Raw genomic sequence first — 18,025 nt, 5'->3', positions numbered from 1 at the left:
CTGCGGCCGGACGGCCGCAGGTCACCCGGCAGCCGCTCAGGCGGCGCGGCGCGAGACGTACTCCTCGATCTCGCGCATCGGCGGCCGCTCCTGGGCGTCCACCGGGTGGGTGTGCGGCACGAAGCCGTTCTCGCCGCGCTCGAACTGGGTCAGCTCGGGGCGCACCAGATGGCCGCGGGAGAGCCGCAGCGACGCGGTCCGGTAGATGGCCGCCGCCATCCGGCCGAGCGCCCGGCCGTCCTGGTGGCGGTGTTTGCGGACGCCGACGTCGACCTGGGCCAGCGCGTCCAGGCCGACCGTGTGCAGGGCGTCGACGAGCAGCCCCAGCTCCACCCCGTAGCCGACCGGGAACGGCAGCTGTTCGAGCAGCGAGCGGCGCACGGCGTACTCGCCGCCCAGCGGCTGGACGAAGCCGGCCAGCCGCGGCCAGTGCAGATTGAGCAGCGGCCGTGCCACCAGTTCGGTGACCCGCCCGCCCTGGCCCGCGGTCTCCCCGAGCGGACGGTCGTACATCGCCTTGACGAACTGCACGGAGGGGTCGGTCAGCAGCGGGCCGACGATGCCGGAGACGAAGTCGGCCGAGAAGTCCTTCAGGTCCGCGTCGATGAAGCAGACGATGTCACCGCCGGTCACCAGCAGTGACCGCCACAGCACCTCGCCCTTGCCGGGGACGGCCGGCAGCCGGGGCAGGATCGCGTCCCGGTGGATCACCCGGGCGCCCGCCCGGCGGGCGACCTCCGCGGTGTCGTCGGTGGAGCCGGAGTCGATCACCACGAGTTCGTCGACCAGCCGGACCTTCTCCATGAGCTCGCGCCGGATGGTCCGGACGATGTCTCCGACCGTCGCGGCCTCGTTGAGCGCGGGCAGCACGACACTCACGCTCCCCCGGCGCGGGTCGCCGCTCCTGGCGGCCAGGAGCTGCTCCAGCGGGCGGTCGGCGCACGACCAGGAACGCCTGGTCAGCCAGCGTTCGACCTCTTCCAGCACGGTCGATACTCCCTGCATGTGATCCATCTCGCGGTTCGGACGACTATCTCAACAGTCCGGTGCTTCGGTTACAGTCTGAACAACGCAGATGGCCATGGCATGCCGGGGTCCATCCGCCGACAAACGCCTGGATCGATGGTCCAGTGCCATAGCGCTCATCCAGAGGGACAGAGGGAACGGCCCGTTGAAGTCCCGGCAACCATCCCGCCGACCGCGAGGTCAGGTGGGGACGGTGCCAATTCCGTCTTGTGGCGAAATGCGTCACGAGGAAGATGAGGAGAAAGGGCCTCGCCATCATGGCTGTTCAGACTGTTGCAGCATCCACCGAAACTTACGTCGACCTCGGTCCCGCCGCGGCACTTTCCTGCCGCGAGTGCGGAGAACGGTTCGCGCTCGGTCCCCTCTTCGCCTGTGCGACCTGTTTCGGGCCGCTCGAAGTGGCGTACGACCTGCCGACCGGCTCCCCGGACGAGCTGAGGAAGCGCATCGAGGCCGGACCCGACAACATCTGGCGCTACGCGCCGCTGCTGCCGGTCCCCGCCGACGTCGCGGACAAGCCCAACATCAACCCCGGCTTCACCAAGCTGGTCAAGGCCGACAACCTCGCCCGTGAGCTGGGCGTCACCGGCGGCCTGTACGTCAAGGACGACTCCGGCAACCCGACGCACTCCTTCAAGGACCGCGTCGTCGCGATCGCCGTCGAGGCCGCCCGCGCCTTCGGTTTCACCACGCTCTCCTGCTCCTCCACCGGCAACCTCGCCGGAGCCGTGGGCGCCGCCGCCGCCCGCGCCGGTCTGCGCTCCTGCGTGTTCATCCCGCACGACCTGGAGCAGGGCAAGGTCGTCATGGCCGCGGTGTACGGCGGTGAGCTGGTCGGTATCGAGGGCAACTACGACGACGTCAACCGGTTCTGCTCGGAGCTCATCGGAGACCCGCTCGGGGAGGGCTGGGGCTTCGTCAACGTCAACCTCCGCCCCTACTACGGCGAGGGCTCCAAGACGCTCGCGTACGAGATCTGCGAGCAGCTCGGCTGGCGGCTGCCCGACCAGATCGTCATCCCGATCGCGTCCGGCTCGCAGCTGACGAAGATCGACAAGGGCCTCCAGGAGCTGATCAAGCTCGGGCTGGTCGAGGACAAGCCGTACAAGATCTTCGGCGCCCAGGCCGAGGGCTGCTCGCCGGTCTCCGCCGCCTTCAAGGCCGGTCACGACGTGGTCCGCCCGCAGAAGCCGAACACGATCGCCAAGTCCCTCGCCATCGGCAACCCGGCCGACGGCCCCTACGTCCTGGACATCGCCCGCCGTACGGGTGGCGCGGTGGACGACGTGAACGACGAGCAGGTCGTCGACGCGATCAAGCTCCTGGCGCGCACCGAGGGCATCTTCGCCGAGACCGCGGGCGGTGTGACGGTCGGCGTGACGAAGAAGCTGATCGAGGCCGGCCTGCTCGACCCGACGCTCACCACCGTCGTCCTGAACACCGGTGACGGCCTCAAGACGCTGGACGCGGTGGCCGCCACCTCGCAGGCGACGGCGACGATCCGGCCGAGCCTGGACGCCTTCCGCGCCGCCGGCCTCGGCACCGCCAGCTGACCCACCCGAGACTCCAGGAAGGGCACCCACCATGAGCGTCAAGGTCCGTATCCCCACCATCCTCCGCACCTACACGGGCGGCCAGGCCGAGGTCCCGGCAGAGGGCGCGACGCTCTCCCAGGTCATCGAGTCCCTGGAGAAGGACCACCCGGGCATCGCCGCCCGCGTCCTGGACGACCAGGGCAAGCTCCGCCGCTTCGTGAACGTGTACGTCAACGACGACGACGTGCGCTTCGAGGGCGGCCTGGAAGCGGTCACCCCGGACGGCGCGGGGGTCTCGATCATCCCGGCCGTCGCCGGCGGCTGCTGAGCCCCGGGACCCGAGCGGTCCCACTGCGCCGAGTCACCTGGATTGCCCTCTCCGCGACGGAAGCGGAGGGGGCAATTCTGCATGGTTGAACGCGGTAGAGTGTGGGAAGTCCCCTTCGCTGCCCGTGCCCCCCGCATATGAGAATGCGCCTGGCCACGACAAGATGCAGCCAAAGTACCTGAGCCTCTTGTGCCATAAGTCGCCTTTGCCTGGCCCGACTTGCCCTGGAATCTCATGAATTCCTCATATTCGGGTGATCGGCGCTGCCCAGAATTCTCGTCCGATTGACCTGTTGCAGAGGGCAGTTGGGCAGATACATTCGGCCGCGGTCGACGCGTTCCGGCGCACGCACCCTCTCCTGTCGGAGGGTGAGTTCTGACCCGGGCCCGCGAAGTGCGGTCCTGTGCAAGGGCCAGTAATAGGGGAGTTAGGCATGGCTCAGGGCACCGTCAAGTGGTTCAACGCGGAGAAGGGGTACGGCTTCATCGCGGTCGACGGTGGTGCGGATGTTTTCGTCCACTACAGCGCGATCCAGATGGACGGATACCGCACCCTCGAAGAGGGTCAGCGAGTTGAATTCGAAATCTCGCAGGGCCAGAAGGGGCCGCAGGCGGACATGGTCAAGCTCGCTGTCGGCTGAGCTCGGCGCGGTCGGCCAACGACACTACTCACGCACGGAGGGCCCGTACCCCTGGGGTACGGGCCCTCCGTGCGTCCTGGCCCCGTTCGCTCCCGCTGTCCGGTTGTCCACACTCCGGAGGGCGACGCTTGCACTCTCGGGGGTCGAGTGCTAATCATTGGGCTTAGCACTCTCCGGGTGAGAGTGACAGAAACTTGGACCGGGCCGGTGAGGCCCGCAGGTCTGCCGGGGCAAGGAACCGGCAGGCGGCAGGCCGTCCGTCGCGGGCGCCACTCGGTCCGGAGAATCCACCCCTGTCCGGGAGGACCACTTCATATGGCCAAGATCATCGCGTTCGACGAGGAGGCCCGGCGCGGTCTTGAGCGCGGCATGAACCAGCTCGCCGACGCCGTCAAGGTCACCCTCGGCCCCAAGGGCCGCAACGTCGTCCTTGAGAAGAAGTGGGGCGCCCCCACGATCACCAACGATGGTGTTTCCATCGCCAAGGAGATCGAGCTGGAGGACCCGTACGAGAAGATCGGTGCGGAGCTGGTCAAGGAGGTCGCCAAGAAGACGGACGACGTCGCCGGCGACGGTACGACCACCGCCACCGTTCTCGCTCAGGCGCTCGTCCGCGAGGGTCTGCGCAACGTGGCCGCGGGTGCCAACCCGATGGCTCTCAAGCGGGGCATCGAGAAGGCCGTCGAGGCCGTCTCCGCCGCCCTCCTGGAGCAGGCCAAGGACGTGGAGACGAAGGAGCAGATCGCTTCGACCGCCTCCATCTCCGCCGCTGACACCCAGATCGGCGAGCTCATCGCCGAGGCCATGGACAAGGTCGGCAAGGAAGGCGTCATCACCGTCGAGGAGTCCCAGACCTTCGGGCTGGAGCTTGAGCTCACCGAGGGTATGCGCTTCGACAAGGGCTACATCTCGGCGTACTTCGCCACGGACATGGAGCGCATGGAGTCGTCCCTGGACGACCCGTACATCCTGATCGTGAACTCGAAGATCAGCAACGTGAAGGACCTCCTTCCGCTGCTGGAGAAGGTCATGCAGTCCGGCAAGCCGCTGCTGATCATCGCCGAGGACGTCGAGGGCGAGGCCCTGTCGACCCTGGTCGTCAACAAGATCCGTGGCACCTTCAAGTCCGTCGCCGTCAAGGCTCCGGGCTTCGGCGACCGCCGTAAGGCCATGCTCGGTGACATCGCCATCCTCACCGGTGGCACCGTCATCTCCGAGGAGGTCGGCCTCAAGCTGGAGAACGCCGGTCTCGACCTGCTCGGCCGCGCCCGCAAGGTCGTCATCACCAAGGACGAGACGACGATCGTCGACGGCTCCGGTGACAGCGACCAGGTCCAGGGCCGCGTCAACCAGATCCGCGCCGAGATCGAGAACTCCGACTCGGACTACGACCGCGAGAAGCTCCAGGAGCGCCTCGCGAAGCTGGCCGGCGGCGTGGCCGTCATCAAGGCCGGTGCCGCCACCGAGGTCGAGCTCAAGGAGCGCAAGCACCGCATCGAGGACGCGGTGCGCAACGCCAAGGCCGCCGTCGAGGAGGGCATCGTCGCCGGTGGTGGCGTGGCTCTGCTCCAGGCCTCGGCCGTCTTCGAGAAGCTGGAGCTCTCGGGTGACGAGGCGACCGGCGCCAACGCCGTCAAGCTGGCGCTGGAGGCCCCGCTCAAGCAGATCGCCGTCAACGGTGGTCTTGAGGGTGGAGTCGTCGTCGAGAAGGTGCGCAACCTGCCGATCGGTCACGGCCTCAACGCCGCGTCCGGCGAGTACGTCGACATGATCGCCGAGGGCATCATCGACCCGGCGAAGGTCACGCGCTCCGCTCTGCAGAACGCCGCGTCCATCGCCGCGCTCTTCCTCACCACCGAGGCCGTCATCGCCGACAAGCCGGAGAAGGCCGCTGCCGCGGGCGCTCCGGGCGGCATGCCGGGCGGTGACATGGACTTCTGATCCTCACGGATCGGTAGTTCCGGCACGCACCACAGCACCACAGCACCACAACGCCGGCCCCCGGGGAGCGATCCCCGGGGGCCGGCGTCGTCCGTTGCGCCCCTTGGACGGGCCCTACGGCGTGAACACCATCTCCGGGAAGCGGCCGGAGGGGCCGTGCAGCAGGCAGTCGTCGTGCCCGCGCAGCCACCGCCCGAAGAACGACGCCGCGTACGCGCGGCTCGCGGCCGCCGCCCGGTCCGGCCGTACCGTCCCGACCGCCTCGGCCAGTCCGCCGTCCGGCTCCGCGCCCTGCCGGGCCAGCTGCGGGAGCAGCAACTCGGCGTCGGTGTAGGAGGCGTGGCGCGAGCCGGTCAGGGTGACGTCCGCCCGCCAGCCCCGGGTGTTCCTCCAGAACGCCGCCCAGGACGGCTGCTGCCGGTAGTCGCCCGAGCCCTCACCGGCCGTCCCCATCAGGAGCAGCGGCCGGTCCAGCCCGTCCGTGGCCACCGTGCTCAGCCGGCTGCCGTCCGGCAGCGCGCCGCCCACGTAGTCCATCTGCCCGTCCATGTTGACGCCCGCCCGGATCCGCCGGTCGTCGTGCATGGTCTGGGCCGCGGTGAAGCCGCCCGCGGAGTGGCCGAACATGCCGGTCCGGCGCAGATCGAGTACGTCTCCGAAGCGCGTCCGGTTCAGTTCCGGGAGCCGGTCGAGCACGAACCGGGTGTCGGCCACCCGGACCGCCATGACCTTGCGCAGCAGGGTGCTGATCGCGTCCGGATCGCTGGGCGGTGCCCCGTCGAAGATCCGCATGGTGGCGAGGCGCCCGCCGGGGAACTCCACCTCGGTCGCCTCGTAGCTGTGGTCGATGGTGACGACGGCGTACCCGTGGCTCGCCAGATCGTCCACCAGGGCGGTGTTCCAGGTGCGCGGGTCGCCCAGCCCGCCGGAGTACAGCACGACGGGCAGCCGGCCGGCCCGCGCGGCGACGGGGGCGTCGCGGCGGGCGTGGCTGAGCGTGGCCGCCCAGTCGACGCTGCCCGGGGCCATCCCCAGGTTCAGGACGGCGGCCCCGTCCGCCCCGCCGAAGTGCGCGGCGGCCGCGGCCGTCATCTGCGGCTCCCGAGGGCCGGAGCCACCGGGTGCGGCCGGGTAGCGGACGCTGATCATCAGCTCACGGCGCTCCGTGGTGCCGGGCAGCCAGGGCTCGGGCCGGTCCCGGTCGACGAGATGCAGCACGGTGGAGCCGACCTCGAACGGCCCGGTGGGCCGGGGCAGCCGCGCGGTCGGCAACGCGGTGCGGGTCCGCCGGTCGCTCGCCGCGAAGGACGGGACGGCGCCGGTGGCCAGCACGGCGGACGTGGCGAGGGCGGTGGTGAGGACCTGCCGACGATTGTGGATACGGGTACGCGGGACTGCGGGCACCTGGGACTCCCCGTTCGGGCGGCGCCGCGCGGCACGGTGTTCTGTGCCGCGCGGCGCGCGGTACGTGTACGAACGCCTCCACGATGCCCCGCGAGGCCCGTCCCGCGCGTGGTATCCAGGTGCTCATTCGGGGGCGTGGCGGCTGGCACCGGGTACGGGGTCCGGATGGTGCGCGGGGCCGGTCGTGCCGCGGGGCCACTCCGGTGTGAGGCCGCGTCAGGAGTGGAACGCCAGGTACGGGGCCAGGGCCAGGAGCATGGCGGCCATCGCGTACTTGAGGCGGCGGGCCGGGACGGATCGGGCGATGCGCCAGCCCACGAGCACCCCCACCAGTTCCGGTACGCCGACGACGGCGGCCAGGGTCCAGTCGATCGAACCGTGCTGGACGTAGCCGAGGGTGCCCACGCTCGCGATCACCACGGACTGCGCCTGCGCGGCGGCCAGCGCGGAGAGCACCGGGAGCCCGCAGACGACCAGGAGCGGCACGCTCAGCATCGGTCCGCCCAGGCCGAAGAGCCCCGCCGCGACGGCCACCGTGCCCCCCACCGCGATGGTGCGCGCGAGCGGTACGCGCACCGGGCCATCGGCCGCCTGCGAGGTTGCCGAGCGGCGCTCGCGGAGCCACACCAGCAGGCCGGTCACCGTGACGGCACACGCCAGCAGGATGCCGAACAGCCGCCCGGAGACGTGGGTGTTGAGCAGTACGCCCACCGGGGTGCCGACGAGCGCGCTCACGGCGAGGACCCAGGCGGTGCGTCGCGTGACCGGGTCCCTCAGCTGTCCGGACCTGGTGTACGCGGCGGTGCCGAGGACTCCGGTCGCCACGTGGGTGACGATGGCGGTGCCCGCGACTCCGGCCGGGGTGAGCCCGGTCAGCAGGAACATCCCGATGGTGGGCAGCACCCCGCCCGGCCCGATCGCGGTGATCCCGATGCCTCCGGCGAGGCCGAACAGGGCGAGCAGAACCAGGGTGAGGGTGTCGGGGGTCCAGGGCATGGCGGTGCCTCCGCGGGCGGTGCAGGGGTGGGTGGGCGGCCTCGGCCGGGGGCGGCGCGGTTGATGGGCGCGGCGCGTCGGTTCGGGGGCGCGGGGCGGTGGGCGCGGCGCGTCGGTCAGGCGGTGGGGGGTGGCGGGCGCGGCGCCCGGTCAGGCGGTGGGTGTGGCGGGGGGCGGTGCGGCGCCCCGGTGGAGCAGCGTGTGCAGGGCGAACCGGTCGGCCCGCACCCGCAGCGACTCGGTGTCCACGGGGCGGCCGTCGGCCAGCCGGGTGAGGCGGTCGATCACGAACAGGGCCGCTCCGGCGGGGATGGCGAGGAGGCGCGCGGTGTCGGGTTCCGCGGTGACGGCGTGCACGGTGATCTCGGCGCTCCCGAGCCGCGTCCCGGTGGTCTCCTCGATGAGCGTGAAGACGTCCCGGTGGGCGAGGTCGCAGTCGAGGAGGGGGCGCCCGATGTCCGGGGCGAGCCAGGTCGAGTCGACGGAGAGCGGCCGGCCGTCCAGGCTGCGCAGCCGCTCCAGGTACACCGCTTCGGAGCCGTCGGGCAGTTGGAGCCGCTCGGTGACCGCCTTCGGCGCGTGCGGCACGAGCCGGGCCGCGCGGACCGTGTTCGCCACGGTGCCGTAGTCGATGAGGGTCTCCGCGAGGCCGGTGAGGCGGTCGAGGCCGTGCCCGTACTTCGCCGTCACGACCTGGGTGCCGATGCCCCGCCTGCGGGTGATCAGCCCTTCGTCGCGCAGCAGTCCGAGTGCCTCCCGGATGGTGTTGCGTGAGGTGCCGAGCAGCTGGCCCAGGTCGCGTTCGTCGGGCAGCATGCCGTCCTCGTACCGGCCGGAGGTGATCCGCTGGCGCAACGTGTCCGCGATCTGCCGCGCCCGTTCGGCGCGGGGCAGCGGCGGCCTCTCGCGGTGCGGTGGCGGTTCGTCTCGCATGGGTGTCTCGTCACCTCCTCTCGTCCCTCACGCTACCCGGCAAGCGCCCCGTGCCACGTTACGCCGAAGTTACGCCACCCGATCTGACCTGCAAAAACGTCTGAGCTGCGGGTTTGCCAAGAACTCTTTGCGCTCCGCCGCTCCAGGACGCACGCCGCCCCACCGGATGAATCCGGTGGGGCGGCGTGAAGGGGCACTGGTCAGCATTGTCTGCGCACCGGGCCGGTCCCTTCCCGGACCCGTGCCGCCAACGCGTCGTCCCGGCATCGGCTCCCTGATATGACGTGCCACGGCCGGCCTTCCCGCTGAGGACCTGCCGGGGAGGGTGCTGGGCCGGATGCGCTCGGACCGGGTCCCGCGACGCGCGACAACTGTCCCGTGAACCGGCGCCCCTGGGGCAGCGGCGCCGGCGTGGACGTTGTCGCCGCAAGGCGCTCAGCCGCAGTGGGAGTTGAGGATGGAGTGGCCCGCGAGCCTCTCGGACCTGGTTCCTCCGATGCCGCCGACCCAGTCGATGCACCTGTTCTTCGCGTAGAGGTATACGGGTCCCGCGTAGGAGGAGAAGTAGCCCGAATCCTCGTCTCCGTCCCCACCGCCGGTGAGCAGGAGTTTGGTCTCCGCGAAGATGGTTCCTGACCCCGGCACGATCTGCATCAGAGAGCAGTTGTAGCCGTTGGAGGAGTTGTAGGTGAGGTAGGCGTCCCCGAGGTGTGTTCCGGCCGAAGTTGTCATCTTGAGGTGATCGATGACCGTGTAGTTGGCACCGCAGACCCCGTTGTACGGGTTGGCGGCCGCGTTGGCCACACCCGGAGTCAGCATGACTGCGGCAAGAGCTAGCGTGAGCCCGCCGGAGAGAGCGGCGAGTCTTCTGCGAACGCTGGTCATCTCAGGTCCCTGTCGTGTCGGGTGAAGGGTGCGGAGGCTGCGGGCGTGGCAGATATCCGCCACGGTGGCCGCACGGTGTCAGCCGCAATGCGAGTCTTCCTGTGCCACTCCGTGCTGGGACGGATCGTCCCCGAGCCAGCCGCCCCAGTCGATGCACGTCCCAACGGCATCCACGTACACCGGACCGGCGTAGGACGTGAAGGCGCCGTAATCGTCATGCCTGACACCGCCGACGACGGAGCGACGGATCCAGACACCGATGGACCAGCGCTCGGGCCCCTTGGATGTCACGATCTGATGGATGACGCAGTTCTTTCCCGTCGACGCGTTCCAGGTGAGGAACACCGTGGTGGCGTCCCCGTTAGGCAGAGAGTCGACGAGCTTGTAGCCGCTTCCACAGGCACCGTTGTAGGTTCCTGCGGCGCTGGCCGCGGGAGCGGCGATCAGCGCTCCGGCCGAGAGGGATGCGACGGCCGTGAGTATCGCCGTGATTCTCTTGACTTGCTTCATGGTCAGTCACCTTCTCCAGCGGGCGGAATCATCCGCAGTGGCTGTTCCAACGATTGACTTCCTGGTTCTCGATCACGCCGCCCCAGTCGATGCAGGATCCGCGGCCGTTCACGAAGACCGGTCCGGCGTACGAGGTGTAATAGCCGGAGTCGACGTCTTGGACCCCGTCGTCCCGTCCGATCATCGCGTTCATGGAAACGGCTGCTCCCGGTTCCTTGCGGACGACGACCACGCAGTTCGTGCCGGCCTTCGCGTTCCAGGTCAGATATGCCGTTCCGAGACCTCCAATAGGTGCGGAATCCACGAGTTGGTGGCCGCTTCCGCAAAGTCCGTATCCGACGGCGCCGGCGGCGGGCGCGGAGACGAACAGAAATCCTGCGGCCATCGTTCCCGCAGCCACGGCCGAGATGAAGTTTCTGAAGATCCGAAGACGCTTGCCCGCGCCATCCATAGCACCCTCCGATGGACCCACATCCCGCGAACTCTGGCCGTGTCCTCCCGGTGTCCCTCCACCCGCCAGGGATCACGGGACAGTCGTCAGCCGCAGTGTGAGTTGTACTGGCTCGAACCGGTGGGCGCGGGATCCACATAACCGCCCCAGTTGATGCAGGTTCCCCGCCCGTTCGCGTAGACCGGGCCCGCGTAGCGGTGGTACAGGTCCCTGTCCTCTTCCTGGTAGTGATCAGCGGTCCGCTCGATCCACGCGCCGATCGTGTACAGCTCACCCGCGTCATTCGACCCGTATTTCTGGGTGACGACGCAGTTGTAGCCATTGGAGTTGTTCCAGGTCAGGAAGGCGCGTCCGTACCCGCTGATGTCGATGGAATCGACCACTCCGTACCCGGAGCCGCACGAGCCGTTGTACGTCCCGTTCACCGGGGCCGCGTCGGCTGTTGCCGGAATCGCGATCAAGCCCGCCACTGCGGCACACAGCGAGATTCCGGCCCGGAGGCCGATATGTCGAGCGTTCTGCATGGAAACTCCATTCTGGTTAATCATGCCCATGACAGATTTGTCGATGGGAGGCGGCGGCCCCAGTGGCGAGCGGGGGAGATGGATGTGCGTGAAGGCCACAGCTCGGCCGACCCCTGGGCGTCTGCGGCGCCGACGCTGCGGCGGGCTCCCAGGGAACTCGGTTACGTGGCGGCGAAATCAGCCGCAGTGGGTACTGCGTTGAGTCGTCGAGCCGTACATGTACGAGCCACCCCAGTCTACGCAACTACCTTTTGCATAGGTGTAGACCGGACCGGCGTAGGACGTGAAATTACCGGGATTTGCGTCCGCCGAGGGCTCGTCGCCGGAGCGCATGACCCACGCATTCATTGGTTGCGCGACTCCGGTGAACTCGCGCACCGTCACGACGCAGTTGTAGCCCCCGCTTGAATAGGTCAGAAATACGTTGGCGCCGGATTCCAGTCTCTGCTGGTCGATCACTGTGTAGCCGCTCCCGCAGGCACCGTTGTACGCGGATGCCGCTTGAGCTGTTCCGGGTAGTCCTATCGTTGCCCCTGCGGCAAGGATGGTGGCAGCCCCATAAGAGGCGACCTGTCTCTTCTTTCGGAAGTCCGGCAAATCCTTGAGTATACGGAAGATCGTCATCCATTTAGCCATTCTTTCGATCGGTCAAGGCGGGTGAAGGATAGGACGCCAAATGACTCCGGGTATAGACCTGGTTCTGGCCAGGGTGGCTCATTCGGTGAGCATCGAAAATAAACATTCGGGCGACCTGAATTCGTGGAACAGGGTGAAACTCTTTCATTCCTCCGACTGGCACAGGGCTTTGGTGCGGTCGCGCGATGTCTGATTCATGGTCGTGCGGGCCTCAGGAGGGTGAGTGGGCGGCGACCGCCGGGCCGTGGACCGAGCGGGAGCTCAGGCAGCGTGTCTGCCCGGCCGGCCGGGCGCGGTGCGATCAGGCGGGTACTCGCGTTCGGCGGGATCCTCTGGCTTGGGCCGGTAGTTGATCCCGTACGGGTTGCCCCCGTGTGGGACGGTGAGCGTGTGCCGCGGAGCGTCTCCCGGCGGGCAGCCGGCGGGCGGACGCCTTGACCTCGGCAACCCGGGGCGGCGTGAACGCCGATGTGCAGCCATACAGTTGACGGTCTTTGAGCCCAGCCCAGTCCTGTTCGGTGAACGGGCCACGCCGGCGGCGCAGCCGCCATGAAGGGCACGGATGACTGACAATGCCGGGGTGATCCGACCGAGAATCCGTGTCGCCGCGTACGTGGTCCGGCATCGGGCCGCCCCCGAAGTTCTGGTGTTCGACCACGTCGGTATGCCCGAGGCCGGCACCCAAGTCCCGGCGGGAGGCGTCGAACCAGGCGAAGAACCGGAAGAAGCGGTCCTTCGAGAGGTCGCCGAGGAGACCGGCTTGCTGACAGTCGCAGTGGTCCGGCAGATCGCCGTGGAGGACAAGCCGCATCCCGACACGGGGCAGGCCCGACGAACCAGCTTCTTCCTCCTCCAGGTACCGGCAGAAACCCCCGATGCCTGGGAGCACTACGTCGACGGCGACGGTGACGACGCCGGCCTCACCTTCACCTGTCGGTTTCTCCCCCTCCCCCTGAAGGAACCACTGGCCGACGATCAAGACGCATGGCTGGGCCACATCGATCCGCGCTGGACCACCGGAACCGTCGGCAGTCAGTAGTCAGGAGCCGGACCCGTCCGCTGAATACGCGACACCTCGACGCGCGGGCTCACCGGTCCCGAGGCCGAGAGCCGGCGAGTCGGCCCCGATTGCAATGAAGGCCCCTCGTTGCGCAAAAAACCTACGAAGTGATGCAGTTGAACAGCAGTCTGCCGGAAATGCATTGCAGGAGTCTTGTGGGTCGTGATGTGCGGGTCCTACTGTCGGCTCACCTCCCCCGGCGGCTGCTTCGGCCAGTCCGGTTGCCCCGGCCGCACCTCAGAGAAACGGGCCTGCGATGTCACGGAAGATCACCGGCAGTGAAGTGAGCCCGCGAAGACCGCGAAGCCTGCGGCGAACGACGCGGTACGCGGTGGCAGTCGCCTCGATGACCGCCGCCGCAGTCGGCCTCGGCGTGCTGACGGGCGCACCCGCACCCGCTGCCCCGCGCACCCCAGCCACCCCCACCGCTGCCACCCCCGCCTCCCCCGTCACCCGCGCCGCCCTCGACCCTGCGCTCGTGGCGGGCCGGGGCGCGGACGTGCCGTTCGTCGAGCAGGAGGCCGAGAGCGCCGCGACCAACGGCACGGTCATCGGCCCCGACCGGGCCGCCTACACGCTCCCCGCAGAGGCGTCCGGCCGCAAGGCGGTCAGCCTGGAGCCGGGCCAGCACGTCGAGTTCAGGCTGCCGCGCGCCGCCAACGCGATCACCGTGCGCTACAGCATCCCGGACGCCCCGAACGGCGGCGGGATCACCGCACCGCTGGACGTCGCGGTGAACGGCAAGAAGCGCTCCACCATGACGCTCACCTCGCAGTACTCCTGGCTGTACAACCAGTACCCGTTCTCCAACGACCCGGGCGCCGGGCTGCTCCACCCGGACTGGTGGATCACCGAGTGCTCCTGCGTACCCAGCGAGACGACCCCGGCCCCGGTCATCGCCAAGCCGTACCGGCCCAGCCACTTCTACGACGAGCAGCGCCTCCTGCTCGGCCGTACGTACCGCGCGGGCGACACCGTACGGCTGACCGTCCCGGCGGGCAGCCGGGCCGCGGCGACGACGATCGACCTGCTGGACTCGGAGCTGGTCGGCCTCCCGCACATCGAGCTGCTCGCCGCCAACGTCCTCGCCTTCGGGGCCGATCCCACCGGCCGCCGCGAATCGGCGGCCGCGATCGACAAGGCCATCGCCTTCGCCAAGCGCACCCACCTCAAGGTGTACATCCCGCCGGGCACGTACCAGGTGAACCGGCACATCGTCGTGGACAACGTGACGATCGTCGGCGCGGGCAACTGGTACACGAAGATCAAGGGCCACGAGGTCGCGCTCGACACCCCGGCCGCCGACGGCTCGGTCCACACCGGAGTCGGCTTCTACGGCAAGGACGCGGCGGACGGCGGCAGCCGCAACGTCCACCTGTCCGGCTTCGCCATCGAGGGCGACGTACGCGAGCGCATCGACACCGACCAGGTCAACGCCATCGGCGGCGCGCTCAGTGACTCGACCATCGAGGGCCTACACATCAGCCACACCAAGGTCGGCATGTGGTTCGACGGCCCGATGAAGAACCTGCGGATCACCGGCAACACCATCGTCGACCAGATCGCGGACGCCATCAACTTCCATACGGGAGTGACGGATTCACGCGTCGCCCACACCTTCGTACGCAACTCCGGTGACGACGGCCTCGCCATGTGGTCCGAGAAGACCGCGAACGCCCGCAACACCTTCGACCACAACACCGTCCAGACCCCGGTCCTCGCCAACGGCATCGCGATCTACGGCGGCACCGACAACACCGTCTCGAACAACCTGGTGGCCGACCCGATCCGGGAGGGCAGCGCGCTGCACGTCGGCTCCCGCTTCGGCGCCGAGCCCTTCGCCGGGAAGCTGAACCTCACGGCCAACACGACGGTCCGCGCCGGTACGTACGAGCTCAACTGGAACATCGGCCTCGGCGCCCTGTGGATCTTCGCCCTCGACAAGAGCATCGACGCGGACATCCGGGTCACCGGAAACAACTTCCTCGACAGCACCTACAACGCGATCATGCTGGTCTCCGACTGGGCCGTGAAGGACCAGTACGTCATCAAGGGCGTCCACTTCAAGGACATCAAGGTGGACGGCACCGGCACCTCGGTGCTGAGCGCCCGCGCGGCAGGAGGCGCCACGTTCGAGAACGTGGACGCGCGCAACGTCGGGGCGGTCGGCGTCAACAACTGCGGATCGTTCAACTTCCCGTCCACCGGCTCCGAGTTCGCCCTGACGGACCTGGGTGGCAACGACGGCGACTGGCTGGCCCCCTGGCTGCTCCCCAACACGATCACCTGTGACGACCGCCCGGCCGTCGTCCCGCCGCCGGCGCCGGGAGCGTGGTGACGCCGGACGGCAGGCAGGAGAACCACTGACGGCCGCAGGAGAACCACTGACGACCGGCTGAGCCGCCCACTCCCCGGGACGGCTCAGCCGGTCACTGCCCCACCCGCCCGTCGACGCACTCGCGCAAGAGGTCGGCGTGGCCGCAGTGGCGGGCGTACTCCTCGATCCGGTGCACCAGCAACTCCCTCGCGGCAATGCCCTCCTTGCCCAGCCGGGTGCCCAGGTCCGGGTGTCCGTAGAGGGCTGCGTCGGTCGCGGCCTGTTCGCGGGCCAGGTCGGCCCAGGCGGCGTCGACCACGGCCGGGTCCGCGACGGCTCCGTCGAAGTCCGCGTCCCGCTTGCCGTAGATCTTCGGCCTGGGTTCGCCGTCGCTGATCCAGTTGAGCCAGTCCCGCTCGACCTCGGCGAGGTGCCGCACCAGGCCGAGCAGCGACATGTTCGACGGCGGAACGGCCCTGCGGGCCAGCTGCTCGGCGTCCAGCCCCTCGCACTTCATTCGCAGGGTGAGGCGGTAGTCCTTCAGGAAGTTCTGGAGGGTGGGGAGTTCACCGTCCGGGCTGACTCCCTCGCTGTTGCGGGGGTCGTCGTCGGGGTCGGTCCACATGTCGGGGTAGACGGTGGCCTGGCTCCATCGTGCGGGTTGATCGGTCATGCGTTCCATGGTCGTCCGAGAGGGCCCACGACCGCCAGTGGTTTCCCGTCCGGTTCGTGCCGCCCGGCCGTGCTGCCCGGTTCATGCTGTCCGGCCGTGCTGTCCGGCCGCGCTCCTGCCGGTCAGTCCCTTCCGGCAGCTCCGACCAGCCCCGCCCGTACGGCGCTCATCCTGGCCCGTACGCCGTGGGCGGGGACGGCGCCCGCAGGGCCGTTGGGGGCGGGTTCCGGGTTGCCCCGGCAGTTTCCGCAGAGTCCGCCGGGCATGGCTGTCGCGTTGCCGGGGGCGCGGCATTCGCGGCATTCGAGGGTGCGCAGGACGACTCGGGGGGTGGGGGAGGCTTCGCGTACGGGTGGGAGTTTGTCCAGGAGGCGTCGGCGGATGAGTGCGGCGGCGTGGTGGATGCGTGGGGGCAGGCCTTCGGTGAGGGCGTGCAGGACTTCCGGTTCGGTGGCGCCGCGTTCGAACCATTCGGTGACCTGGGGTTCGAGCGTCACGCAGTCCCTCTGCGAGAGGGTGAGCGTGGGGGTGTGACGTCCGAGGGCGGCGAGCAGGATGAACGCCCGTGAGCGGGTGGGGCGTTGGGGAGCCTGCTCTCGCGGTACGTCGCCCCGGATGAACGCGTTCCACCACTCGTCCCCGCGTGAGGTGCGGGAGAAGAACGTCCGGGTGACCCAGAGCAGTGCTTCCTCCGTCGCGATGCATTCGCTGCCCCGGCGCAGGTGGCCCGCTTCCTGGAGCCGGTTCAGCGTGGTCCGCAGGGCGCACTGGCCGTACGGGAGCACCTTGGCGAGGGTCTTCACGGAGATGTCGGCACCGTCGCACAGCCCGTCGATGTACGCGGCGACAGCGGCGTCACGGGGCAGCAGGTGCACGAAATCGTGGTCGGTGCGCGGGCGTTGGCCGGGCGCGGAACGCTTGCCGTACCCGGGACTGGCCATCGGGTGATCAAGCGTGGGCCGGGGTACGGCCGCAGAGGAGGGGGCAGCACTAAGCTGGCTGGCAGCCATCAGATCGCTCCGTACGATCGAAGTGGTCAGGCCCTCGTTAGGTGTTTGTGCACCGACGGGGGCCGTCTTGGTTCTGCTGACGCTAGAGCGTCGCTACGGTCGGTCGCAAGTCGGTCACAAATGGTCAACTGGCCGGTCAGGGTGGGTGGGTGGGTATTCAGACCCACCCACCATTCCGCTGAAAGAGCGTTCGGAGCTCGACGCTTGAGCCCCGGGGGATTTCTCCAGGAGCGGCACCCTGCCGGCCGGGCGGAGCCGGTGGCCTACCGCCCTACCGCCCTACGTCGGTCACTTCAGGTGTCGGCCGAAGAACCGGGCGGCGTCCTCCGTCTCGAACCACGGGGTGCCGGTGTGCCCGCCCATGTTGGCGTGCAGCGTCTTCTCCTCGCTGCCGAAGGCGTCGAACAGGTCCAGGACCGGCTGCCGTTCCATCCCCGCGTCGTCCCACTGGAGCAGGAACTGAAGCGGGAGGGTGAGCTGCCGGGCCTCCTCGCGTACGACCCCGGGGACGAAGCCCATGCCGAAGAAGACGGCGGCCGCGATGCGCGGCTCGACCGACGCCAGCCGGATGCCGATGGCGGTCAGCCCCTCGTACCCGACAGGCCCGCCGATCCCGGGCAGCGAGAGGAGGGCGTCGAGGGTGGTCCGCCACTCCGGGACCGCCCCTTCGACCAGGGGGAGGAGGAGCCGGTCGACGATCTCGTCGACCGGCTCGCCGGCCTGCAACGCCCGGCGCAGGTCGGCGCGGGCCTGCTCGTCGTCGGCGGAACGGGGCCGGTCACCGTGGCCCGGCGCGTCGATGGCCGCCACCGCGAAGCCGTGCTCCGCCGCGTAGTAACGCGCCCGCGCCACCAGCCGGGGAAGCCGCTTGTGCAGGCTGCCGGGGTGACCGATCAGGATCAACGGGGCCGGTGCGGACCCGGAGGTCCACAGGAGGCCGGGAATCTCGCCAAGGGTGAATTCGCGTTCGAGGACGCCGTCGTCGAGGCGCTGCTCAGAAGTGAATCGCACGGTCGTGCCTTTCGGGAGTGCTGCTGAACGGCGCTCCCGGACGACCTATCGCCCGACCGTGACCCCGGAGGAGAGCACCCATGTCAGTTCTGTGTTCACGGGTACCACCTCCTCGTTCTCTCGCACGGCCTCCGCGAGATTAGCC

General features: G+C 69.2%; 18 protein-coding genes and 1 riboswitch. Of the genes, 6 read left to right on the top strand and 12 right to left on the bottom strand.

The features are described from left to right. Nucleotides 1-36: 36 nt before the first annotated feature. Nucleotides 37-987, bottom strand: coding sequence for a glucosyl-3-phosphoglycerate synthase (locus tag ACIP89_RS28685; RefSeq protein ID WP_401923781.1), 951 nt, complete (start codon nucleotides 985-987; stop codon nucleotides 37-39). A gap of 152 nt (nucleotides 988-1,139) precedes the next feature. Next, a riboswitch (SAM riboswitch) is annotated at nucleotides 1,140-1,266 on the top strand. Between the two features lie 17 nt (nucleotides 1,267-1,283). On the opposite strand from ACIP89_RS28685, the gene thrC reads away from it, so the two are divergent. The 4 genes from thrC (at nucleotide 1,284) to groL (ending at nucleotide 5,470) form a co-directional block, all read left to right on the top strand. Then, on the top strand, nucleotides 1,284-2,579 hold the full coding sequence (thrC, locus tag ACIP89_RS28680; RefSeq protein ID WP_402117473.1) for a threonine synthase: 1,296 nt from the start codon (nucleotides 1,284-1,286) through the stop codon (nucleotides 2,577-2,579). 31 nt (nucleotides 2,580-2,610) lie between these two features. Continuing rightward, nucleotides 2,611-2,889, top strand: a complete 279-nt coding sequence (locus ACIP89_RS28675; RefSeq protein WP_327338284.1) for a MoaD/ThiS family protein — start codon at nucleotides 2,611-2,613, stop codon at nucleotides 2,887-2,889. Nucleotides 2,890-3,322: 433 nt separating this feature from the next. Beyond that, nucleotides 3,323-3,529, top strand: coding sequence for a cold-shock protein (locus ACIP89_RS28670; RefSeq protein ID WP_003967346.1), 207 nt, complete (start codon nucleotides 3,323-3,325; stop codon nucleotides 3,527-3,529). A 315-nt stretch (nucleotides 3,530-3,844) separates the two neighbouring features. Further along, a complete protein-coding gene (groL, locus tag ACIP89_RS28665) occupies nucleotides 3,845-5,470 on the top strand; it encodes a chaperonin GroEL (RefSeq protein WP_401922763.1) in 1,626 nt (541 codons plus the stop codon). 114 nt (nucleotides 5,471-5,584) lie between these two features. Here groL and ACIP89_RS28660 read toward each other — a convergent pair whose 3' ends face one another. The 8 genes from ACIP89_RS28660 to ACIP89_RS28625 all read right to left on the bottom strand — a co-directional run bounded on the left by ACIP89_RS28660 (nucleotide 5,585) and on the right by ACIP89_RS28625 (nucleotide 11,797). Continuing rightward, nucleotides 5,585-6,874: an alpha/beta hydrolase family protein gene (locus ACIP89_RS28660; protein ID WP_402117472.1), complete on the bottom strand. Its 1,290-nt coding sequence runs from the start codon at nucleotides 6,872-6,874 to the stop codon at nucleotides 5,585-5,587. 216 nt (nucleotides 6,875-7,090) lie between these two features. Then, entirely contained in the window at nucleotides 7,091-7,870 is a 780-nt protein-coding gene (locus ACIP89_RS28655; protein ID WP_402117470.1) for a sulfite exporter TauE/SafE family protein, read from the bottom strand. A 150-nt stretch (nucleotides 7,871-8,020) separates the two neighbouring features. Further along, nucleotides 8,021-8,803: a GntR family transcriptional regulator gene (locus ACIP89_RS28650; RefSeq protein WP_401932381.1), complete on the bottom strand. Its 783-nt coding sequence runs from the start codon at nucleotides 8,801-8,803 to the stop codon at nucleotides 8,021-8,023. Nucleotides 8,804-9,238: 435 nt separating this feature from the next. Continuing rightward, nucleotides 9,239-9,688 (bottom strand): spore-associated protein, encoded by a 450-nt coding sequence (locus tag ACIP89_RS28645; RefSeq protein WP_401922772.1) that lies wholly within the window; start codon nucleotides 9,686-9,688, stop codon nucleotides 9,239-9,241. 78 nt (nucleotides 9,689-9,766) lie between these two features. Beyond that, a complete protein-coding gene (locus ACIP89_RS28640) occupies nucleotides 9,767-10,198 on the bottom strand; it encodes a spore-associated protein A (RefSeq protein WP_401922774.1) in 432 nt (143 codons plus the stop codon). Between the two features lie 28 nt (nucleotides 10,199-10,226). Continuing rightward, nucleotides 10,227-10,649 carry a spore-associated protein A gene (locus ACIP89_RS28635; protein ID WP_402117469.1) on the bottom strand — a complete coding sequence of 141 codons (423 nt, stop codon included), beginning with the start codon at nucleotides 10,647-10,649 and terminating at the stop codon, nucleotides 10,227-10,229. Between the two features lie 86 nt (nucleotides 10,650-10,735). Continuing rightward, the gene (locus ACIP89_RS28630) at nucleotides 10,736-11,173 is read right to left on the bottom strand and encodes a spore-associated protein A (RefSeq protein ID WP_401922778.1); all 438 of its coding nucleotides are present in this window, start codon (nucleotides 11,171-11,173) and stop codon (nucleotides 10,736-10,738) included. A gap of 177 nt (nucleotides 11,174-11,350) precedes the next feature. After that, nucleotides 11,351-11,797 carry a spore-associated protein A gene (locus ACIP89_RS28625; protein ID WP_401922780.1) on the bottom strand — a complete coding sequence of 149 codons (447 nt, stop codon included), beginning with the start codon at nucleotides 11,795-11,797 and terminating at the stop codon, nucleotides 11,351-11,353. A 574-nt stretch (nucleotides 11,798-12,371) separates the two neighbouring features. On the opposite strand from ACIP89_RS28625, the gene ACIP89_RS28620 reads away from it, so the two are divergent. Both ACIP89_RS28620 and ACIP89_RS28615 read left to right on the top strand, forming a co-directional pair. After that, nucleotides 12,372-12,848, top strand: coding sequence for an NUDIX domain-containing protein (locus ACIP89_RS28620; RefSeq protein WP_401922783.1), 477 nt, complete (start codon nucleotides 12,372-12,374; stop codon nucleotides 12,846-12,848). Between the two features lie 367 nt (nucleotides 12,849-13,215). After that, the gene (locus ACIP89_RS28615) at nucleotides 13,216-15,207 is read left to right on the top strand and encodes a glycosyl hydrolase family 28-related protein (protein WP_402117467.1); all 1,992 of its coding nucleotides are present in this window, start codon (nucleotides 13,216-13,218) and stop codon (nucleotides 15,205-15,207) included. A gap of 91 nt (nucleotides 15,208-15,298) precedes the next feature. Here the strand turns inward: ACIP89_RS28615 and ACIP89_RS28610 are convergent, their stop codons facing one another. From ACIP89_RS28610 to ACIP89_RS28600, 3 genes are all read right to left on the bottom strand, one after another. Further along, nucleotides 15,299-15,859: a DinB family protein gene (locus tag ACIP89_RS28610; RefSeq protein ID WP_401932369.1), complete on the bottom strand. Its 561-nt coding sequence runs from the start codon at nucleotides 15,857-15,859 to the stop codon at nucleotides 15,299-15,301. Nucleotides 15,860-15,981: 122 nt separating this feature from the next. Further along, entirely contained in the window at nucleotides 15,982-16,800 is an 819-nt protein-coding gene (locus ACIP89_RS28605) for a hypothetical protein (protein ID WP_402117465.1), read from the bottom strand. Between the two features lie 357 nt (nucleotides 16,801-17,157). Continuing rightward, the gene (locus ACIP89_RS28600; RefSeq protein ID WP_402117464.1) at nucleotides 17,158-17,880 is read right to left on the bottom strand and encodes an alpha/beta hydrolase; all 723 of its coding nucleotides are present in this window, start codon (nucleotides 17,878-17,880) and stop codon (nucleotides 17,158-17,160) included. Between the last annotated feature and the right edge of the window lie 145 nt (nucleotides 17,881-18,025).

This window comes from Streptomyces sp. NPDC088730 (assembly GCF_044751215.1).
GTDB lineage: Bacteria > Actinomycetota > Actinomycetes > Streptomycetales > Streptomycetaceae > Streptomyces.
Note: the sequence above shows the minus strand (reverse complement) of the source record. Positions and strands in the feature narration are given on the sequence as shown.